Below are 19551 nucleotides of genomic sequence, written 5' to 3' on the forward strand. Positions count from 1 at the left end.
TTCAAGTCCTGCGGACTTGAGCACCTGCGGGCGGCCGTTCGGCCTTGCGGTCGCTGACGCGACCGGAGCAGCGCGATGATTGAGAATTGAGAAGGCGGCCCCGCGACGGGCCGTCTTTTCGTGCCAGTTCTCACACAACTGAAAGCGCGAGTTCGGCGCCGAAGGCGCCGCGAGCGCACGCGCGCGAGCCGCAGGTGCTCAAGTCCGCAGGACTTGAAACAGCACCGAGGACGAACCCGCGGAGGCGGGTTCGAAAAACAAGAAAGGAGCGGCCCGCCCAGGCGAACCGCTCCCCTCTCCCGCTCCTTTGCGGAGCTGACCTGTGCTGCGGCTTCAGAACTTCGCGCGCAGCGTGACGCCGTACTGCCGCGGCGGCAGGGTGAAGGCCGAGCGCGAGTTGTTCGCGCCGGTGCCGCGGAGCGTGGTGTTGACGGTCACCCCGCGCACCACCTCGTCGGTGAGGTTGTTGACCCAGCCCTCGATCGCATACTTGCCGCCGGCAAAGCGCAGGCCGGCGCGTGCATTGACGAAGGCCTTGCCGTCCTGGATGTCGGCAACGATCAGCGGCTGGGCCGCCACCGCCGCATCGGGCCCGAGCGCGGCGATCTGCGCCGCGCTCGGCGGCACGATCGCCTGGGTCGAGGTGCGCTGGTCGTCCTCTACCCGGACCTGGCCCGAGATGAAGAACTCGACATCGTCGCTGATCGGCTTCTCCCACATCGCGCCCGCCAGCGCGATGATCCGCGGTGCGTTGGTGAGGTCGTTGCCGCACAGCGAGACCACCTGCGGCGAGGTCTGGGTGCCGGCGCAATCGTCCGGATAGCTCGCCTCGAGGAAGGTCGCAGCCAGATTGATGGTCAGGCCGTCGGCCGGACGCAGCAGGCTTTCGATTTCCACCCCGCGGGTCTCGGCGATCGGCACGTTGAAGGTGGCAAAGGCGGTGCCGGTGAATTCGAGCACCTGGAAATTGGTGAACTCCTCGTAGAAGCCGGCGATGTTGAGCGTCAGCGCGCGGTTCGCGGTCTGCGCCTTGACGCCGATTTCATAGGCATCGACCTCTTCCGACAGGAAGCTCGGGTTGGCTCCGCCGACCGCGGCGGTGGTGTCGAGGTTGATCCCGCCCGCCTTGTAGCCGTGGGTGAAGCTCGCATAGGTGCTGACGAAGGGACTGATCTCGTAGCCGAGCTTGACGGTGTAGATCAGCTCCTCGTCGTCGAAGTCGGACTGGAAGGTGCGCGGCAGCGGCAGGGCGGCAGCCTGGGGCAGGTTGACCGGAGCAGTGAAACCGAAGCAACCAAGCCCGATGAAGGCGGGCACCAGCGCCGGGTTGACTCCCCCGATCGTGCCCAGCGCCCCGAGGGTTGCGGGGCAGACCTGGTTGTTGACCGCAGTCTGGGTGAATCCGCCCGATTTCTCTTCCCACGAATAGCGCGCACCCAGCGTCAGTTCGAGCCCGTCGGTGATCTCGAAGGAGTTGTGGGTGAACACCGCGTAACTCTTGGCGTCCTGCTGGAAGCGGTTGGTGTTGCTCGTGCCGGTCGGGTTCACCCCGGTGAAGGTCTGGAGCGGCAGGGGCCCTGCGGCTGCGCCGAGGAAGGCGCCGAAGTTGCGATCATAATCGGCGCCGAGCGAGAAGCTGCTCGACAGGTCGATCTGCTCGTCGGAATAGAAGCCGCCGATCATGTAGTTGAGCTTGCCCCCGATCGCTTCGCCCTGAAGGCGCAGTTCCGCCGTCCAGGTGTCGATGTCGAGGTTGAGCGCATCGACGTCGAGGATGTCGAGCCCGGTGAAGTCGGAATCGTAGCGCTCGAAGCTCTGGTACTTGCGGTAGGAGCCGATGAAGATCAGGTCGGCGCTGTCGGAGAGCGGGAATTCGATCTCGCCGGTCACCCCGTAGTTGTCGATATCGGCCTCGGGCGCGAAGTTGGCCGAGACGATGCGGTTGTCGAGCGCGCGTTCGAACCCGGCCTGATCGCGCGGCGCGGTCGCCACGAAGGGCTGGCCGTTGCCGCCATTGGCGCCGAGGCCGACCGCCGCGAAGGCGCCGAGGCCCACCAGCGGGGTCTGGTAGAGCTCGATCGCGCCGCAGCAGCTCGACTGGCTCTTCGAATAATCGGCAATGATGCGGCCGCGCAGCCCGCTCTCGGTGTCCCAGCCGATCTGGCCGCGCACCAGCCACTGGTCGACATCATTGGTGTCACCCACCTCGTTGCCGTTGCGGTCGACCACGGTGAGGAAGCCGTCGCGTTCGCGCCAGGCGCCGGTAAGGCGCAGCGCGAGGGTGTCCTGCACGATCGGCACGTTGATCGCGCCCTGCAGGCTCTTCTCGTCGAAGTTGCCGTATTCGGCGTTCACGAAGCCGCCGAACTCGGTCACGTCGGGGCGGACATTGGTGATGTTCAGCGCGCCGGCCGAGGTGTTGCGGCCGAACAGGGTGCCCTGCGGGCCGCGCAGCACCTCGACCCGCTCGACGTCGACGAATTCGGAGAGCGCGACGCCAGGGCGTGACTGGTAGGCGCCGTCGATGAAGATCCCGACCGCGCTTTCGAAGCCGATGTTGTTCGAAGTCGTCCCCACGCCGCGCACGCGCAGCACCACCGAGCCCGAGGCGAGCTGCGCCTGGCTGGAGGTAAAGGACGGCGCGAGCGCCGCGACCTGCTGGATGTTGACCACGCGCTGCGCCTCGAGCTGCTCGGGCGCGATGGCGGTCACCGCGAGGGGAATGTCCTGCACGTCCTGTGCGCGGCGGGTTGCCGTCACGATGATGACGTTGTCATCCCTGGCGGCAGTCGTGCCCTCTTCGGTGTCCTGGGCAAAGGCAGGGGTAGTCAGCGCGCTGCAGGCCATCAGGCCGCAGGCGAAGGTTGCGAGCTTGCGCATCATCAGTTTCCCTCTCTCCACATCCCAGCCGGTCTTTTCGCCGGACTTGGGTTTGCGGAACGAAACCTATCAGCGTCGCGCCGCCTGACAAGAGTTGGAGGCAAACTTCTGCGCAACCGTAGCAAAAATGCCACAATCATCCATTTTCCGCAGCATCGACTCATTTCGCATAGGTATGCAGGAGCGATTATTGCGCGGGGCCGCGCAGGCGCCCTCAGAAGCCGTAGCGCAGCCCCAGCCACACGGTGCGCGGAACGCCCAGATCGATCGATCCGCCCTGGTTGCGAGTGACGATCTCCTCGTCGGTCAGGTTCTCCCCTCTGAGGGTCAGCGACAGGCGGCCCCACAGGGGCGCGGCGAGGAAGGCGTCGAGCGTGGTCGCGGGCGCCAGGCGGTCGGTCTCGCGGTCGTCCTCGAACTGGGCCGCGACGTGGCGCAAGGTTCCCGCAATCCGCCAGCCGGGCGCGGGCTGCCAGCCGAGGGTGAGGGTGGCGGCGAAATCGGGGGTTTGCGCCGGGCGCAGGCCCTCGAGGTCGGCCGACACCCCCTCGCCGCGCACCTGGGCATCGGTCCAGGCGAGCGCGCCGTCGAGGCTGACCTGCCCGAATTTCGCCGCGACGCTCGCCTCGATCCCTCGCGCGTCGATCGCGGGCAGGTTGGCGCGGCGGCGCAGGTTCGGGCCGATGGTGACATTGGCGATGGCGTTCCGGGTCTCGTTGTCGAAGGCGGTCACCGCGATCACGACTTCATTGACCGGCTGCCAGTCGAACCCGATCTCGAAGCCCTGAAGGCGCTCGTTGGCGAGGTCGGCATTGGCCTCGGTCACTACCGGGAAAACCACGAAGGGGCGGTAGAGCTCGTTGAGGGTGGGCAGGCGCAGCCCGGTATAGGCCGCCGCGCGCAGATCGAGGCGGCGCGTGGCGTAGAACAGCGCACCGCCCCGCCAGCTCAGCGACCAGTCGCTGCGGTCGGGCGCGACGACCTCGCTCACCACCGCTCCGGTGCTGGCCGAGACCGCGCGGTAGAAGCCGCCGGTGATGCTCGAGCGGTCGGCGCGCAGCCCGCCGTTGAGGGTGAGCGGGCCGATCTGCCAGTCGTCCTCGAGGAAGATACCGAGATTGGCGGTCGCCCCGCCCGCGCGGCGGCGCTCGGTGATCAGGCCGGAGACGGCGTTGATCGCCTCCTCCTGCAGCTCCCCGTCGGCGCGGCGGTAATCGACGCCGATGCGGATGTCGTGCCCTTCGAGCAACGGCGGGCGCAGCTCGAACTTGCCACCGATCCCGGTCGAGGGTGTACGGCGCTGGTCCAATGTCGGCGTGAAGCGGGTGGAGGAGATGACGACGTTGCCGAAGTCGCGTGCCTGCACGTAAGCCAGTGCATCGAACTGCCAATCGCCCCGCCCGACGAAGCGGATCGAGGCTTCCTCGCCATTGCTGAAGGAGTCCGCGCCTTCGAAGCGCAGGGTGCGATCATCGCGGAAGGCGGCGACGCGGGCCTGCACCTCCACGGTGTCGGTGAGCGGAGCGACTGTGCGCAGGGCCGCGTTCCAGCTGTCGAAAGCGGCGCGCGCGGTGGCGGGGACGCGCTGAGCCTCAGGCGTGGTGAAGAACCCCTGCCCCCGGTCCCAGCGCCCGCTCGCCACGGCAAAGCCGCGCCCCAAGCGCTGCGTCAGCACCCCGCTAGCCTCGGTCTCACCCCGGTCGTTCACCGCCGCGCTGCCGAGGAAGACCTCGCCCGGCTCGGCGCTTTCGAGCTCGATCGTCCCTGCCAGCGCACCCGCCCCGAACGGCCCCGACCCGCCGCCGCGTGTCACGCGGATCGTGCCCAATGTCTCGGGCGGAACCGCCGAGAGCGGGATGTAGCCGAAGAAGGGATCGGCAATCGGCACCCCGTCGAGCAGCACCAGCGCGCGGCTCGTGGCATTGCCGCCGAGCGCCCGCAGAGTCACGCCCTGCGCGCTCGGGTTCGAGGAGCGGCTGTCGGAGCGCCGGAACTGCTGGAACCCCGCGACATTGCGGAGCACGTCCTCGATCCGGCCCGAGGGGCTGGCGACAATCGCATCGCGCTCGATCGTGGTGGTCGCATAAATGCCCGTCGAGAGCGCCGGATCGAGGCCCTTGCCGGTGACGATGATCTCTTCGGCCTGTTCCTCCTCGCTCGCCTCCTTCTCCTGCGCGGCCAGCGGCATGGAGAGGGGAAGCAGCAGGGCGCAGGCGAGCAGGCGGGCACGGAAGGTCATGGGCCGCGCCTTAATGCGTGGGCCGCACCGTGTCACCACAAACTCAGTTGCACTTTGCCATTCAAGACTCGCTTTTGCGCGAGGCCTGTGGTTACATCAGTGTCAATTAGGGAGAGAGAGGCCCCGTCATGCTCGCAACACCGCCCGATTTCGACGTCCTGATCGTCGGTGCCGGAATCTCCGGCATCGGCATGGCCGCGCACATGGAGATGAAGGCACCCCACCACTCCTACGCCATCGTCGAGCGGCGCGACAATCTCGGCGGGACGTGGGATCTGTTCCGCTATCCCGGCATCCGCTCGGACAGCGACATGCACACGCTCGGCTTCGATTTCGAGCCGTGGACGCACGAGAAGTCGATCGCCGATGCGCCCGCGATCCTCGACTATCTCGACCGCATCGTCGACGAGCGCGGCATCCGCCAGCACATCCGCTTCGGCCACAAGGTGATCTCCGCCGACTTCCGCCACGATGACGCGCGCTGGCATGTCGAGCTGGAAAAGGCCGATGGCAGCACCGCGCACATGACGGCGAACTTCCTCTATCTCGGCGCGGGCTACTACGATTACGACGAGCCCTATGACCCGGGTTTCGACTTCGGCGAGTTCGACGGCGAGGTGCTCCACCCGCAGTTCTGGCCCGAGAATCTCGACTACCGGGACAAGCACGTCGTGGTGATCGGCTCGGGCGCGACCGCGGTGACGATCGTGCCCTCGATGGCGAAGGAGGCGGCGCATGTCACCATGCTCCAGCGCACCCCCACCTGGATGTTCTCGCGCCCCGCCAAGGACGCAATCGCCAATTTCCTGCGCGCCATCCTGCCGGAAAAGCTCGCCTACCGGATCACCCGGTTCAAGAACATCAAGATGCAGGACATCAGCTTCAAGATGGCGCGCGACAAGCCGCAGAAGGTGAAGGACGCGCTCTACAAGAAGATCGAGAAGGCACTCGGCCCGGGCTACGACAAGGCCGCCTTCACCCCGCCCTACAACCCCTGGGAACAGCGCCTGTGCCTGGTGCCCGACGAGGACCTGTTCACCGCGATGAAGGCCGGCCGCGCGAGCGTCGTCACTGGCCATATCGCCCGCTTCGAGAAGGGCGGCGTGCGGCTGACGGACGGCAAGTTCCTGCCCGCCGACATCGTCGTCACCGCGACCGGCCTCAAGCTCGCGGTCGCGGGCAAGATCGACGTGCGCGTCGACGGCGTGCCGGTGAAGTTCAACGAGCGGTTCTACTACAAGGGCTGCATGTTCTCGAACCTGCCCAACCTTGCGGTGGTGTTCGGCTACCTCAACGCCAGCTGGACCCTGCGCGCGGACATCAATTCGGACTACGTCTGCCGCGTGCTCGAACACATGCGCGCGACTGGCACCGCCATCGCCACCCCGGTGCTCACCCCCGAGGCCGAGGCGAAGATCGTCGAGGACGACGTCTTCGATTTCTCGAGCGGCTACATCCAGCGCGGCAAGCACATCATGCCGAGAAACTCGGTGAGCTACCCGTGGCGGCTGAACCAGGAATACGTGGTCGACAGGAAGCGCATGAAGGATGACCCGCTGACCGACGGGATCCTCACCTTCACCCGTGCCGGCGCCAATGCGCGGGGCGTGGACGAACAGCTGGAGGCGGCGGAGTAGCCACTCTGCTTCGTCATTGCGAGCGTAGCGAAGCAACCCATGGCCCGACGGAGCGGCCAGCCTATGGTCCATGGATTGCCGCGTCGCCTTCGGCGCCTCGCAATGACGAAAGACTTTTGCAGTTCTCCAAACTCCCCTAACCATCCCCCATGACCTCTCCCGACAAGATCTGGACCGCCGGGCTCATCGTCATCGGCGACGAAATCCTCTCCGGCCGCACGCAGGACAAGAACATCGCGCAGGTCGCGAGCTGGCTCCAGGTGCAGGGCATCCGCCTTGCCGAGGTGCGGGTGGTGCCCGATGTCGAGGCGCGAATCGTCGAGGCGGTCAATGCCTTGCGGGCCGCTTACGACTACCTCTTCACCACCGGCGGGATCGGGCCGACCCATGACGACATCACCGTCGATGCGGTCGCCGCCGCATTGGGCGTGCCGGTCGTGATCCACCCCGAGGCGCGCGCGCTGCTCGAGCGCTATTACGAAACGCGCGGCGGGCTCAACGAGGGGCGCCTCAGGATGGCGCGGGTGCCAGAGGGCTCCGAGCTGATCCCCAACCGCATGTCGGGCGCGCCCGGCATCCGCCGCGGCAACATCTTCCTGATGGCGGGCGTGCCGCACATCACCGCCGGGATGCTCGACGCGCTGACCGGCGCGCTCGAAGGGGGCGCGCCGCTGCTCACGCAGACGCTTGGCGGGTGGATCCCCGAAAGCGAGGTCGCCGACATCCTGCGCCGGACCGAGGCCGCCTACGAGACCTGCCAGATCGGCTCCTACCCCTTCTTCCGCGAGGGCCGGGTGGGCGCCAATTTCGTGATCCGCTCGGTCAGTGCCGATGACCTTGCGGCGTGCTGCACCGCGCTTGCCGAGGGGCTCGCTGCGGCGGGGCACCCAGTGACGCCGGGCGGCATCTGACGCCGCATGCCGGGCGCTCGAAGAGACATCATCACCTCGCCTTAACCCTTGCGCGCTAGGGCCTTGGGCATGACGCGCGTGTTCATCACGATCGACACCGAATATTCCTCCGGTCTCTACACCGGCCCGGGGGCAGGCGACCGTGCGGAGAATTTCGCCCGCTCGATCGCCTGCCTCACGCCGGATGGCCCGGCGGGGATCACCCACAAGCTCCAGCTGCTCGAAGAGCACGGGCAGAAGGCGGTGTTCTTCGTCGATCCGATGCCCGCGCTGGTGTGGGGAGTGGCCGCGATCGAGGACGTCGTCGGGCCGATCATCGCCGCCGGGCAGGACGTGCAGCTGCACTGCCACACCGAATGGCTCGCACACGCCGGGCCCGCCAATCCGCTCGCCTCGCAGGCGACCGGCAGGAACCTCGCCGATTTCGCCTTCGAGGATCAATGCGCGATCCTCGACTACGCCCGCACCACGCTGATGGCGGCCGGAGCGCCCGCGCCGGTCGCCTTCCGGGCGGGCAATTACGGCGCCGATGACGACACGCTGCGCGCGCTCGCGAGCATCGGGATCAACTACGACACCAGCCACTGTCCGGCTCTGGTCGGCACCGGCGCGTGCCGCATCGGCCTTTCGCCCGAGGACCGCGATCCCGTCGGCCACATGGGCGTGCTCGAGGTTCCCGTGGGCGCGATCGGCACGATCGGCGGGGGCCTGCGCCATGCCCAGCTGACCGCGCTGACGCTGGGGGAGATCGTCAGCGCGATCCGCCACGCACGGGACAGCGCGCGGGACAGCTTCACGCTGGTCAGCCACTCCTTCGAACTCATCAACCGTCGGCGGCAGGCGGTGAACCCGATCGTCCGCCGCCGCTTCACCGGGCTGCTCAAGGCGCTGGCCGACATGCGCGGCGTTACCACCGGCACCTATGCCGAGACCCCGCCGCGGCTGCACCTCGCCGGCACCACCCCCGCGCTGCCCGCGAACCCTTTGCGCACCGGGCGCCGGATCGCCGAGCAGTTCGTCTCCAACGCGCTCTACGGCAACATTTAGGACGCGGCCGGGATGGCGCGCTCGGGAATCGACTTCACGCTCGGCGCGCGGCGTCTGGTCAGCGTGCCGCGTGACCTTGCCACTTGGGCCTTCAGCCTCGAGGAGGTGCTCGCCGCCGCCCTGCCCCCGGCGCCGCCACCGGCGCGCGACGGGGTGCGGGTGCTCTCCGCGCCGACCGCGCTGCTCCCCGCACTCGCCGCGCGCTATCCGGGCTGCATTCCCGGCGGGCGGCAGGACTACCGGCGCCACTACATCGACCTGGGGATGGGCTTCGAGGCCTACATGGCGCGCTTCTCGGGCAAGACCCGCTCGACCCTGAAGCGCAAGGCGAGGAAGCTCGCCGAGGAGGCGCCGGGGGGCCACCACGTCACCGCGCACCGCACCCCTGCCGAGATCGAGGCCTTCCTTGCCGCCGCCCTGCCGCTGTCGGCGAAGACCTATCAGGCGCGGCTGCTCGATGCCGGGCTACCCGGCGACCCTGCCGCGCGCCGCGCCATGCTGGAGGCGGCCGAGGATGACCGGATGCGCGCCTTCCTGCTCCACGCGGGCGGAGCGCCGGTCGCCTACCTCTCCCTGCCCGTGAGCGGGCGCACGCTGGTCTATGCCCACCTCGGCTACGACCCCGCCTGGGCGCGGCTGTCCCCCGGCACCGTGCTCCAGCTCGAGGCGCTCGAGCGACTGTTCGCCGAGGGCCGCTTCGCCTGGTTCGACTTCACCGAGGGCGAGGGCGCACACAAGGCGCTGTTCGGGACGCACGCGGCGGCCTGTTCGAGCCTCGTCCTGCTGCGCCCGACCCTCGCCAACCGCACCCTGCTGGGCGCGCGCGAGGCCTTCGATGCGGGCGTGGCGGGGGCGAAGGCGCTGGCCGAGCGTTCAGGCGCGGCCCGGCGGATCCGCGCCCTGCTGCGCGCCTGAAGCCCGCGCCGCGATCATCCGCTTGGCCTCGCGCTGCCGGGCAGTCTCGACCAGCGCGGCGCGGGCCGAGGGCGCGCCCGAGAGCGAGCCGTAGCGCAGCGCGATGTAGAGCCACATCACCGCCACGACAGCGATCAGAGCCCCCGCCGCAAGGCCCAGCCGCAGGTCGTAACCGAGCAGCAGGCCATCGGCCGCCAGGGCCACGGCTGTCACCAGCCACTTGGTCGACAACCAACCGGTCAGGCCTTCGGAGCGCACGGGCATGGATCGAACCTCTTTCACCCGGGCACGGCAAGGAGAGGAGAGGGGCGCCGCGCCGCACAAACTCACATGGGTTAGTCCGTGCCGATGACAAGGGGTCCGGAGTATTCAATTGTGGCTCAGCGTTCGTCCCGCGCACGCTCCTCGCGCTGCCGGCGGGTTGCCTCCTCCGAGCGTTGCCGGTTCGCGCGGCTGTCGCCCCGGTTGTAGAGCCACCCGGCCAGCAACACGACGAACAGCAGCGCCGCGCCGATCGGCGGGGCGATGAACGAATCGACGAAATAGGTCGCGAGGATCGTCGCGAGCACGATGAGGATGATGGCGGCTCTCAGCATGGGGCTGCTCCTTTGCGAAGGCTTACCGCATCCGCCCTGCCGGTGATCCGCTGCCGGTCGCCCCGCTGCCGCCGCCTGACGCAAAAGGGGCCGGAAGCACCCGGCTTCCGACCCCTATGATGCTGTCAGCGGAGCTGAAGAAAAGCGGCTTACGCGCCCTCGACTTCCGACAGGTCGACCTTGAGGCCCGGGCCCATCGACGAGGTCAGCGAGACCTTGCGGACATACTTGCCCTTGGCGCCCGAGGGCTTGGACTTCACCACCGCATCGGTCAGCGCCTTGAAGTTCGCCTTCAGCGCATCGTCCGAGAAGCTGAGCTTGCCGATGCCGGAGTGGATGATGCCCTGCTTCTCGACGCGGAACTCGACCTGGCCGGCCTTGGCGTCCTTGACCGCCTGGGCGACGTTCGGGGTCACGGTGCCGAGCTTGGGGTTCGGCATCAGGCCCTTGGGGCCGAGCACCTTGCCCAGACGCCCCACCACGCCCATCATGTCGGGCGAGGCGATCACGCGGTCATAGTCGAGGTTGCCGGCCATCATGTCTTCCATGAGGTCCTCGGCACCCACCTTGTCGGCGCCCGCAGCCAGTGCCTTTTCGGCATTGTCGCCGCGCGCGAAGACCGCGACCTTCACGTCCTTGCCGGTGCCCGAGGGCAGCGACACCATGCCGCGCACCATCTGGTCGGCGTGACGCGGATCGACGCCGAGGTTCATCGCGACTTCGACGGTTTCGTCGAACTTGCCCTTGAACTGGCGCAGCACCCCGAGAGCTTCCTCGAAGCCATAGAGCTTCTCGCGATCGAGCGAGGCCAGAACCTTCGCCTTCTTGGTGATCTTTGCCATGTGCTTAGCCCTCCACCACTTCGAGGCCCATCGAGCGGGCGCTGCCGGCGATGATCTTCATCGCCTGTTCGATGTCGTTGGCGTTGAGATCGGACATCTTGGCTTCGGCGATCTCGCGGATCTGCGAGCTCTTGATGGTTCCGGCCGAGACCTTGCCCGGCTCCTTCGAGCCCGACTTGAGGTTGGCGGCCTTCTTGATGAAGTAGGTCGCCGGCGCGGTCTTGGTGACGAAGGTGAAGGAACGGTCGCCGTAGACGGTGATGACCGTCGGAATCGGCATGCCCTTTTCCATTTCCTGCGTGGCGGCATTGAACGCCTTGCAGAATTCCATGATGTTCACGCCGCGCTGACCCAGCGCCGGGCCGATCGGCGGCGAGGGGGTGGCAGAGCCCGCGGGCACCTGCAGCTTGATATAGCCTTCGATTTTCTTGGCCATGAGGCCTTACTCCTGTCGCACTGTTGCCCGGCTGCTTCCATCCGGGCTCATGTTAAGCGGTCCAGCGCCCCTCCCGCTTGCAATGCGAAGGGCTCCCGCACGGAATCACTCATGCCTCTGGCCGAGCGAAGGCGCGCGGTTAGAGCCGGAAGGGGAAAAAAGCAAGCCGCCGCAGCCACCGGGCCTGCAAAGCGGACAAAGCGGACACCGTGTCCGCTTTGCAAAACTCCCGCAAGCATTTGAACATCAATCATTATCTGACCCATTCTTGAAGCGGACGGACACGGGAAGCGGGACGAAAAATCCGGCCGCGATCCATTGCGCCGCCGCAGGACAGACCCCTTTTGGGCATTCCGGGCGAAGTAGGAAAGCGATCCCTCAAGCTGCGAACAGCGGCACCGGGTCGACGCGCGATCCGTGCCCTTCACAAAATCATAATCATCTGTGATATAAGGTCTTTCAGACGGCGAATTTCTCAGGGGACGAACATGTTTCGGGTGGCAATCCAAATCAAGGAACTGATTTCCAGCAACGTGACCAGCGCAATCGAAGCGGCATCAAACCCGGCCAAGATGCTCACCCTGCTCCAGCGCGAGATCGAGGAATCGATCATCTCGCTCACCGGTGACCGCACCCGCGTCACCCAGCACAAGAAGCGGCTCGAAGCCAGCCTCGTCCAGCACGAGCTGAAAGAGGCCGACTGGGGCGACAAGGCCAAGACCGCGATGGATCACGGCCGCGAGGATCTCGCCCGGCAGGCACTGCTGGCGCGCGAGGATTGCCGCCAGGCGATCGCCCGCCTGAAGGACGAGATTGCCGCCGCCGACGCCAGCCTCGCCGAGATCGACGCCGCCATCCGCGAACTCGAGGCCAAGCGCGAGGAAACCCGCGCGCAGGCCCGCGCCCAGATCGCCGCCGACGAGGCTGCCCGCGCAGGCAGCGCCGGCGGCGCCGCGAGCCGGGCCGAGGCGCATCTCAATCGCATAAACACCCTCGGCCAGCGCGCCCAGTTCGCCACCGAGGACGAGGCCCCCTCGCGCACCAACGCCAGCGTCGACCGCGAGATCGAGGAAATGCGCCGCGCGAGCGCGGTCGAGGCGGAGCTTGCCGCGCTGAAGGCAAGCGCGCCCGTGCCGGCGAAGAAGGCGGGCGGCAAGGGCAAATAGGCACAGCGCCACCAGCCTCACGGCGCGGCGGGCGGCCCGCACTCGCCGAAGCTGTCAGTAGCCCCAGACCGCAGGCGCCAGCTTGACGATCTGCGCCCAATCGTCGCTGTCGATATAGGCGGCGACGTCATTTTCGAGTTGCCCGATGTCCTTGTAATCGTCCATCGCGTAGGGCGCGATGACCGGTTCTGCGCGCAGGAACCGCGATCCGTCGGCATTGGGCGTGCCGAACATCGCCGCTGCTGCCGCGGTCGACAACTCCTCGTTCATCGACAGGGCCAGTTCGAGCAGCGGCAAGGCCGGACGGGGTCCCGAACCGAACGGGTCGAGCCAGAGGCTGGCCCCCCAGCTGTTGGCGCCGTAATCTTGGCCTTTCACGTCCTCGGTCGTGATCCCGAACGAGCTGGTGGCCGTGCCGATGGAAATGACCCCTATGTCGTCGGGGGTGGCCATTCCCGCACCCACAACCTGGGCCACGGCAAAGGCGAGCGGATTGTTGGCGACGAGCCCGCCGTCGACATAGAAGCTGTTGTAATCGGCCTCCATTGTGTCGATTTCGACCGGCGGGAAATAGATCGGAGCGGCCGAAGTCACGAGCGCGGCCAGCACCGGATCGAGGCCCGTGTAGGGATTGCCGGAGAGGCTCGATATGAAACGCGGCATCCATGAACCCTGCGGGTTCGCGCCCGGCGACAGGGCATTGGGATCCCACAGCTGAGCCGCGACCACTGCCACGTCGCGCCCGGAGCCGCTGCGCAGTGAACTCATGGTCGGGAAATTCGCGAGCCACTGGCCCGCCATCTGGCTGATCCCGTCATTGAGGTATTTGACCGAGGTCGCGCCGTAATCGTCAGAATAGTGCTGGAAGATCTTCGCGCCCTTATTCTTGTAGACGTCAACCACCTCACAAACCGATTGGCCGGCCGCGAGCGACAGGCTGATGAGCCCGCCGGTCGACGTGCCCACCAGCAGATCGGCATCGTCGATCAGGTTGGCCAGCCCGGGCTGGCCAACCAGATTCTGGAGCAGCATAGCGCTGACCAGTCCGCGAATGCCGCCACCATCGAAGGAAAGGATCTTGTAGGTCATCGCACCGACTCCGCAGCTTGCCACAGGCGTCGATGATCGCTTGATTTTGTTGTAAATTCAAGATCGAGCCGGTTGGCCGCCAGTCAGTCGGTGACGCCTGTGCGGTCAGGCTTTGCGGCAGTCTGACGCGGCACCCGCAGCCCCTTGGTGCGGCTGGTGAGGTGGAATCGCTTGCACAGCGCACACTTGTAGGCGCGCAAGGTGAGGTCCGCGGCGGCGGCGACGGCCTCGGCCGCCTCGCGCGTGGCGAAGCGGCGCTTGCGGTTGCAGATGCCGGGGCGGGTTTTCACCGCGCCCGCACCCTCACTTCACCAGTTCGACTTCCTCGAAGCCCAGTTCCACCGGGGTGGCGCGGCCGAAGATCGAGACAGAAACCTTGACCTTCTGCTTGTCGAAATCGAGCTCTTCCACGATCCCGTTGAAGCTCGCGAAGGGCCCGGCGTTGACCTTGACCGAATCGCCGATCTCGTAATCGACGCTGATGTCGCGCTTGGGCGCGGCCTGGGCTTCGGCGACCCCGCCGAAATAGCGCGAGGCCTCTTTCTCCGAGATCGGCTGCGGCTTGTTGCCCGAGCCGAGGAAGCCGGTCACCTTGGGGGTGTTCTTGACGAGGTGGTAGATGTCGTCGGTCATGTTCAGCTTGGCGAGCACGTAGCCGGGCATGAACTTGCGTTCGACCTGCACCTTCTTGCCGCGCTTCACCTCGGTGACGGTCTCGGTCGGGACCTGCACTTCCTCGACGCCTTCCGACAGGCCGAGGCGTTCGGCTTCGGCGATGATCGCGTCGCGCACCTTGTTCTCGAAACCGGAATAGGCGTGAATGATGTACCAGCGGGCCATGGAACGTCCTTGGGAAATGGGTCTTGCGGGGAGCGGCAGCTTGCGGCGGCCTACTTGAGCAGGTCGACCAGCGCGTTGACGATCATGCCGAACACGGTGTCGATGCCGAGGAAGAAGACCGACAGCAGCGCCATGAAGATGAACACGAAGATCGCGGTGCGCACGGTCTCCTCGCGGGTCGGCCAGACGATCTTGTTCGTCTCGGCACGCACCTGGTTGAAGAACTCGCCGGGCGAGGTCTTGGGCTTCTTCGGTTCTGCCCCGTCCTTGGGAGCGGTGATCTTGTCGGCCATGCCAGCCAGTTCCTTCGCGTAATGCCGCACTCGTCTCGTCCGGCCGGCTTTCAGGTAGGGCTCCGCGCCGCCCGGGACAAGGTCGCCGGAGGGGCTGGAGGATCTGCCGATGTCGGGAAAGACGATGTCGCCCATACGCCCGTGGCCACGCGAATGCAAGAGGGGCGGGGCAGCCCTTAGCTGCCCCGCCCCCCTTATGCATCGCCATGAGGCGGCGCGGATTACAGCCCGATGATGCCGCCGTCGGCGCGGGTGATCGCCACCACGCCCGAACGCGGGCGCACGCCCGGCGCCGCGCCGGTCTGGCTCGCAGGCCAGTTGCTCGACGGGGCGTTGGGGTCGCTGGCATCCTCGCCCGGGTGCTGGATGCCGACGAAGATCGTGCGGCCGTCCGGGGTGGTGTCGACGCCGGTAATTTCCGCTTCGAGCGGACCGGTCAGGAAGCGCCGCAGGTTGGCAGCGGTCGCCGCCGTGCCGACGATCGTCGCCTGGGTTGCGGTCGTGCCGTTGGAGGCGGTGTTGGTGATGGTGCGCGCACCGCCGTCACCCACCCGGCCCGGAAGCGCGGCGAGCATCTGGTTGTTGGTGCGATCGGTGAAGGCGCCATCATCGGTCTGGATCCAGAGCAGCGGACGACCCACGCCCGAGGGGTTCTGCGGGCGCGCAAACCACAGGCCGTCCGGGCTCGAGAAGTCGTTGTCCGCATTAAGGCCCGAGAGGTTGACGTTGGTGGCGTTGGCGTCGGTCGAATCCGCCCCGAACAGGTAGATGTCCCAGTTGAAGGTGGTTGCAGCCGCCGAATTGCCGGTTTCACGCAGACGGATGATATGGCCGTTGGGGTTGCCCGAAGTCGAACCCGTGCCGACCGGCTCGACATAGTGCCGCGGGTTGGCGGCATCGGTGCCGGTGATCGGACGCAGGCTCGCGTTGTTGTTGGTGAGGGTCAGGTAGACCTCGCCATTGGCCGGGTTGACCGCGGTCCATTCCGGACGGTCCATCGGGGTCGCGCCCACCGCGTCAGCCGCGAGGCGGGTGTTGACGAGGATGTCGGCCTGGCTCTGGAACACATATTCGGGTTCGCTGCCCACCGCCGGACGGTTCGGCACCTGACCGAACACCAGCGGCAGCCAGGTGCCAGTGCCGTCGGCGTTGAAGCGGGCGACATAGAGCGTGCCGGCATCGAGATACTTGTCGCCCACCGCCAGCCGGTCGGTGCGGTTGCGGTCCGCCTCGGTCCAGGTCGCGGTCGAGACGAACTTGTAGAGATATTCGCGGCGCGAATCGTCGCCCATGTAGACCGCGAGACGCTGGCCTTCGACGAGGTTGCTGATCCACGCACCTTCATGCGCAAAGCGGCCGAGCGCGGTGCGCTTGCGCGGCGCGGAGGCGGGGTTGAAGGGGTCGATCTCGACCACCCAGCCGAAGGTGTTGGGCTCGTTGCGGTAGTCGGTGGTCGCAGCCCCCGTGCCCGCCCGCGCATCCCAGCGGGTGTAGATCGGGTCGGTGCCTGCCAGCGAGGCCCAGTTGTAGTTGCCACGGCTGCTGTTGACCCCGTAGCGGCGCAGCGCGGTCAGCTCGCGCGCGGTGCGGTTGGCGGTGTCGGCGCCCGCGCCGGTGTTGTCGCGGCGGAAGTAGCCCGCCCAGTTTTCTTCGCAGGTGAGGTTGGTGCCCCATTCGGCATAGCCGTTGGCGCAGTTGTTGATGGTGCCGGTGCCGGTCGTGCCGCTCGGCGAGCCGACGGTCTTGAGGAAATCGGTCCCGCGCACCGGACCGTTGAACACCACCGGGGTGTTGGGGGTGATGCGGCGGTTCAAGGCGCTGTTGGCCACCATCACCCAGTTGCGGTTACCCGTGTCCTGGATCTCGACGATCGATACGCCGTGGGCTTCGATTTCCTTGAGCGCCTCAGCCGCCGGCCGCACGCCCGACGTCAGGTTGGTCGGGCCGTTGGGGTGGAGGTACTGGACGTTAAGGTTCTCGTGGTTCTGCACCAGCAGCCCGCGGATCGAGCTGTTGTCGTCGCGCATGCCGGCCGCCGAGAGGCCGTAGTAATAGAGCGCGTCCCCGTGGTCGCCGATGCGCGCGGCATAGTTGGTGTCGGTGCCGTTGTTGGCAAAGGCCCCGGCGCCCGGCAGGATCGGGTCGCCCAGACGGGTCAGCACGGTCACGTTGTGACCGGCGGGCACGGTCACGACGTCATTGGTGTTGCGGGCGACGGCGGTGAAGCCGAACTGCGCCGGATTGACCGTGATGTTGACGTCGTCGATCTGGTTGTTGGCGTTGACGCGGAAGGTCAGCGTGGTGGTCGAGGCGACCCCGGGGGCGAAGAACGAGCGGCTGTTGCCGTTGCCGGTCAGCGTGACCGGGGGCCCTGCGACCTGGGTGATCGTGGCGGTGGCCGAACCGCTCACGGTCGGCGCGATGGTGACCATGCGGCCCGCCGAGGTGGTGGCGTCCTGCCCGGCGTTGACGAGCGCTTCGGCCGGGCCGACCACTTCATCGCCGCCGCAAGCGGCCAGCAGCGAGGTGCCGAGGAACGCGGTCGCCGAAGCCTGCAGCCCGCCCACCAGCGTCTGGCGGCGCGAGAAGCGCTCGTCCGCGATCTCGTTGAGCGTGCGCAGACCGGTGAAGTTGGTATCGACATCGCCGTCGGTGTAAGCGGCGTCGCGGGTACAGTTAGCCATGGTGTGTTAATCCCCCTCTGAGTGAATCTCCGGATGGGGGGACTATGGGTTTCTGGCGTGACACGCGGGTGTAAGCCGCGTGTCAGAATGAAGAATCTGCCCGCGAAATCAGTCACAATGCGACGAGCCGAGCGGGCGCGAAACGTTGAAATTGCAGGATCGGCAACCGGCACTTGCACCAGCTGCAACGATGCCCGTGCCGCGCCCGGTTCAGCGACGCAGGAGCAGGCGCGACAGCCAGCCGTCCCCGGGCGCCCCCATCGGCTGGAGCGGGCCGTGAATCGCGCGCCCCCGGGCGGGATCGCGGGTGGGCCGCGGGCTGACCCAGTGGTCGGGACGCGAGGAACGGAAGGTGTAGGCGCTCATCCTTGGTCTCCTGTCATGGGCGTGAACTCGGTTCGTCGACAAGAATACACGGTTCGGCTTGCCGCAGGATGAACGGGCACTAGGGAGAAGTGCCATCCGCCCTCGAGGCAGGAAAGGACGAACCGACGGAGGCGGGCTCGCCAACCGGCAATGGGCCGCAAGGCCGCGAGGCCACGCGGCCGAGCTGCAGCGGCCCGAACGTAGCGGAGCGGAGTGAGGATCAGCCGCGAGGACGAGCCCGCGGAGGCGGGCTCGCGAACAGGAATGGCAGGGGTGACAGGATTCGAACCCGTGGCCCTCGGTTTTGGAGACCGATGCTCTACCAGCTGAGCTACACCCCTGCACTGGCTGAGGGGGGCCCATTAGCGCTGCAACGAAAGTTAGGCAATCCTCTTTGCCACAGCTCCCCGGCGCCTGTATGCTGCGCCGCGCCATGCACGCGCCTACCCGTCCTCCGATCCCGGTCGAGACCCTGCTGCTCGCCTATCGCAGCGGGATTTTCCCGATGGCTGACCGGCGCGACGATCCCGAGGTGTTCTGGGTCGAGCCGCGCGAGCGGGCGATCATCCCGCTCGAGGGGTTGCACCTCTCGAAGTCGCTGAGGAAGGTGATCCGTGCAGACAGGTTCGCGGTGACGGTCGATCGCGGCTTCGAGCAGGTGATCCGCGCCTGCGCCGAGCCGCGCCCCGATCATCCCGAGACCTGGATTTCCGAGCGCATCATCCAGTCCTATCTCGGCCTCCACCGCGCCGGGCACGCGCATTCGGTCGAGTGCTGGCAGGTCGGACCCGAGGGCTGGCCGGAGCTGGTCGGCGGGCTCTACGGGGTGAGCTTCGAGCGGGTGTTCTGCGGCGAATCGATGTTCAGCCGGGTGCCCGACGCGAGCAAGGTCGCGCTCGCCTGGCTGGTGGCGCTGATGCGGCGCGCGGGAATGGTGCTGCTCGACTGCCAGTTCATGACCGAGCACCTGCGCTCGATGGGCGCGCGCGAGCTGGCGCAGGCGCGCTATCGCCGTCTGGTCGAGAACGCCGCGGGCGAGCCCAGGATGGAGCTCGGCGAAGCGTGGCGGCAGTTCGCCTCGGGCGCGGCCTATGCCGCAGGCGCGGGCGCGGGCGCGGCCGCCGTGGCGGCGGGTGACGGCGTGGGCGAGGCCGAGGGGGCGGCAGAGGGCTTTGCAGCCCCGCCATCCCGGGGCCCGTCCTTGGGAGAGGCCGGCCCCTCCTCGCCCGGGAAGCGCATCGTGCAGGCCTTGACCCAGACGTCGTAGACCGGGTGTTCGACCACGTTGAGGCTCGGGCTTTCGAGGAACATCCAGCCCGAAAAGACGCGGGTGTGCTGCGCCGCGCCGCGTTCGCGGATGTCGACCTGGACGAAGGCGCCGGTCTGCTGCGGGAGCTCCCACGGCGCGGTGCGCTCGCAGGCCGAGACGCGGATGATCACGGGGCCGATCTCGCGCGCCTCGCCCGGCTTCAGCTTGATCTCCTCGGAGACATTGTTGCGCTTGTTGAGGAGGCCGATCACCGCAACCCGCTCGTTCATCGGGGTGGCGCCGTAGTCATTGGCAGGGGCGGCGGCGGCGCTGGCGGCCGGAGCGGGGGTGGCGGGATCGT

The 19551-nt window shown here is 67.4% G+C and carries 18 protein-coding genes, 1 tRNA gene and 1 pseudogene; 6 read left to right on the forward strand and 14 right to left on the reverse strand.

Annotated features, from left to right (window positions below; genetic code table 11):
• Positions 1-333 precede the first annotated feature (333 nt).
• Together AX692_RS17635 and AX692_RS17640 are read right to left on the reverse strand one after the other, a co-directional pair.
• Entirely contained in the window at positions 334-2883 is a 2550-nt protein-coding gene (locus AX692_RS17635) for a TonB-dependent receptor (protein ID WP_230959534.1), read from the reverse strand.
• Positions 2884-3094: 211 nt separating this feature from the next.
• Positions 3095-5119 carry a TonB-dependent receptor plug domain-containing protein gene (locus AX692_RS17640; protein WP_073977340.1) on the reverse strand — a complete coding sequence of 675 codons (2025 nt, stop codon included), beginning with the start codon at positions 5117-5119 and terminating at the stop codon, positions 3095-3097.
• 128 nt (positions 5120-5247) lie between these two features.
• On the opposite strand from AX692_RS17640, the gene AX692_RS17645 reads away from it, so the two are divergent.
• The 4 genes from AX692_RS17645 to AX692_RS17660 all read left to right on the forward strand — a co-directional run bounded on the left by AX692_RS17645 (position 5248) and on the right by AX692_RS17660 (position 9629).
• Positions 5248-6756 (forward strand): flavin-containing monooxygenase, encoded by a 1509-nt coding sequence (locus tag AX692_RS17645; protein ID WP_073973332.1) that lies wholly within the window; start codon positions 5248-5250, stop codon positions 6754-6756.
• Between the two features lie 149 nt (positions 6757-6905).
• Positions 6906-7667 (forward strand): competence/damage-inducible protein A, encoded by a 762-nt coding sequence (locus tag AX692_RS17650; protein WP_073973333.1) that lies wholly within the window; start codon positions 6906-6908, stop codon positions 7665-7667.
• Between the two features lie 69 nt (positions 7668-7736).
• Positions 7737-8714: a polysaccharide deacetylase family protein gene (locus AX692_RS17655; protein WP_073973334.1), complete on the forward strand. Its 978-nt coding sequence runs from the start codon at positions 7737-7739 to the stop codon at positions 8712-8714.
• 12 nt (positions 8715-8726) lie between these two features.
• Complete coding sequence (locus AX692_RS17660; RefSeq protein ID WP_073973335.1) at positions 8727-9629, forward strand: GNAT family N-acetyltransferase; 903 nt, start codon at positions 8727-8729, stop codon at positions 9627-9629.
• Here the strand turns inward: AX692_RS17660 and AX692_RS17665 are convergent.
• The 4 genes from AX692_RS17665 to rplK form a co-directional block, all read right to left on the reverse strand.
• On the reverse strand, positions 9588-9893 hold the full coding sequence (locus AX692_RS17665) for a hypothetical protein (RefSeq protein WP_073973336.1): 306 nt from the start codon (positions 9891-9893) through the stop codon (positions 9588-9590). The two genes, AX692_RS17660 and AX692_RS17665, sit on opposite strands and share 42 nt — an antisense overlap.
• Positions 9894-10009: 116 nt before the next feature.
• On the reverse strand, positions 10010-10225 hold the full coding sequence (locus AX692_RS17670) for a hypothetical protein (protein ID WP_073973337.1): 216 nt from the start codon (positions 10223-10225) through the stop codon (positions 10010-10012).
• Between the two features lie 149 nt (positions 10226-10374).
• Entirely contained in the window at positions 10375-11067 is a 693-nt protein-coding gene (gene rplA / locus AX692_RS17675; RefSeq protein WP_073973338.1) for a 50S ribosomal protein L1, read from the reverse strand.
• A 4-nt stretch (positions 11068-11071) separates the two neighbouring features.
• A complete protein-coding gene (gene rplK / locus AX692_RS17680; protein WP_073973339.1) occupies positions 11072-11503 on the reverse strand; it encodes a 50S ribosomal protein L11 in 432 nt (143 codons plus the stop codon).
• Between the two features lie 497 nt (positions 11504-12000).
• Here rplK and AX692_RS17685 point away from each other — a divergent pair, with 497 nt between their 5' ends.
• Positions 12001-12669, forward strand: coding sequence for a PspA/IM30 family protein (locus AX692_RS17685; RefSeq protein ID WP_196489979.1), 669 nt, complete (start codon positions 12001-12003; stop codon positions 12667-12669).
• A gap of 54 nt (positions 12670-12723) precedes the next feature.
• On the opposite strand, the gene AX692_RS17690 is transcribed toward AX692_RS17685, so the two are convergent.
• The 7 genes from AX692_RS17690 to AX692_RS17715 all read right to left on the reverse strand — a co-directional run bounded on the left by AX692_RS17690 (position 12724) and on the right by AX692_RS17715 (position 18282).
• Positions 12724-13758 carry a patatin-like phospholipase family protein gene (locus AX692_RS17690; RefSeq protein WP_073973341.1) on the reverse strand — a complete coding sequence of 345 codons (1035 nt, stop codon included), beginning with the start codon at positions 13756-13758 and terminating at the stop codon, positions 12724-12726.
• 83 nt (positions 13759-13841) lie between these two features.
• Complete coding sequence (locus AX692_RS17695; protein WP_073973342.1) at positions 13842-14048, reverse strand: hypothetical protein; 207 nt, start codon at positions 14046-14048, stop codon at positions 13842-13844.
• A gap of 13 nt (positions 14049-14061) precedes the next feature.
• Positions 14062-14598, reverse strand: a complete 537-nt coding sequence (nusG, locus tag AX692_RS17700; protein ID WP_066527148.1) for a transcription termination/antitermination protein NusG — start codon at positions 14596-14598, stop codon at positions 14062-14064.
• Positions 14599-14648: 50 nt separating this feature from the next.
• A complete protein-coding gene (gene secE, locus AX692_RS17705; RefSeq protein ID WP_073973345.1) occupies positions 14649-14891 on the reverse strand; it encodes a preprotein translocase subunit SecE in 243 nt (80 codons plus the stop codon).
• A 221-nt stretch (positions 14892-15112) separates the two neighbouring features.
• A complete protein-coding gene (locus AX692_RS17710) occupies positions 15113-17575 on the reverse strand; it encodes a PhoX family protein (protein ID WP_073973343.1) in 2463 nt (820 codons plus the stop codon).
• A gap of 210 nt (positions 17576-17785) precedes the next feature.
• Positions 17786-17941, reverse strand: a complete 156-nt coding sequence (locus AX692_RS19850; RefSeq protein ID WP_155644829.1) for a hypothetical protein — start codon at positions 17939-17941, stop codon at positions 17786-17788.
• A gap of 265 nt (positions 17942-18206) precedes the next feature.
• Positions 18207-18282, reverse strand: a tRNA-Trp gene (locus tag AX692_RS17715).
• Positions 18283-18359: 77 nt separating this feature from the next.
• On the opposite strand from AX692_RS17715, the gene aat reads away from it, so the two are divergent.
• Positions 18360-19208 carry a leucyl/phenylalanyl-tRNA--protein transferase gene (gene aat, locus AX692_RS17720; protein ID WP_081095437.1) on the forward strand — a complete coding sequence of 283 codons (849 nt, stop codon included), beginning with the start codon at positions 18360-18362 and terminating at the stop codon, positions 19206-19208.
• Positions 19209-19243: 35 nt separating this feature from the next.
• Here aat and AX692_RS20640 read toward each other — a convergent pair.
• Positions 19244-19480 (reverse strand): annotated as a pseudogene (locus tag AX692_RS20640) (DUF2155 domain-containing protein); the annotation flags it as partial.
• Positions 19481-19551 lie beyond the last annotated feature (71 nt).

This window comes from Erythrobacter donghaensis, assembly GCF_001557325.1.
Classification (GTDB): domain Bacteria; phylum Pseudomonadota; class Alphaproteobacteria; order Sphingomonadales; family Sphingomonadaceae; genus Erythrobacter; species Erythrobacter donghaensis_B.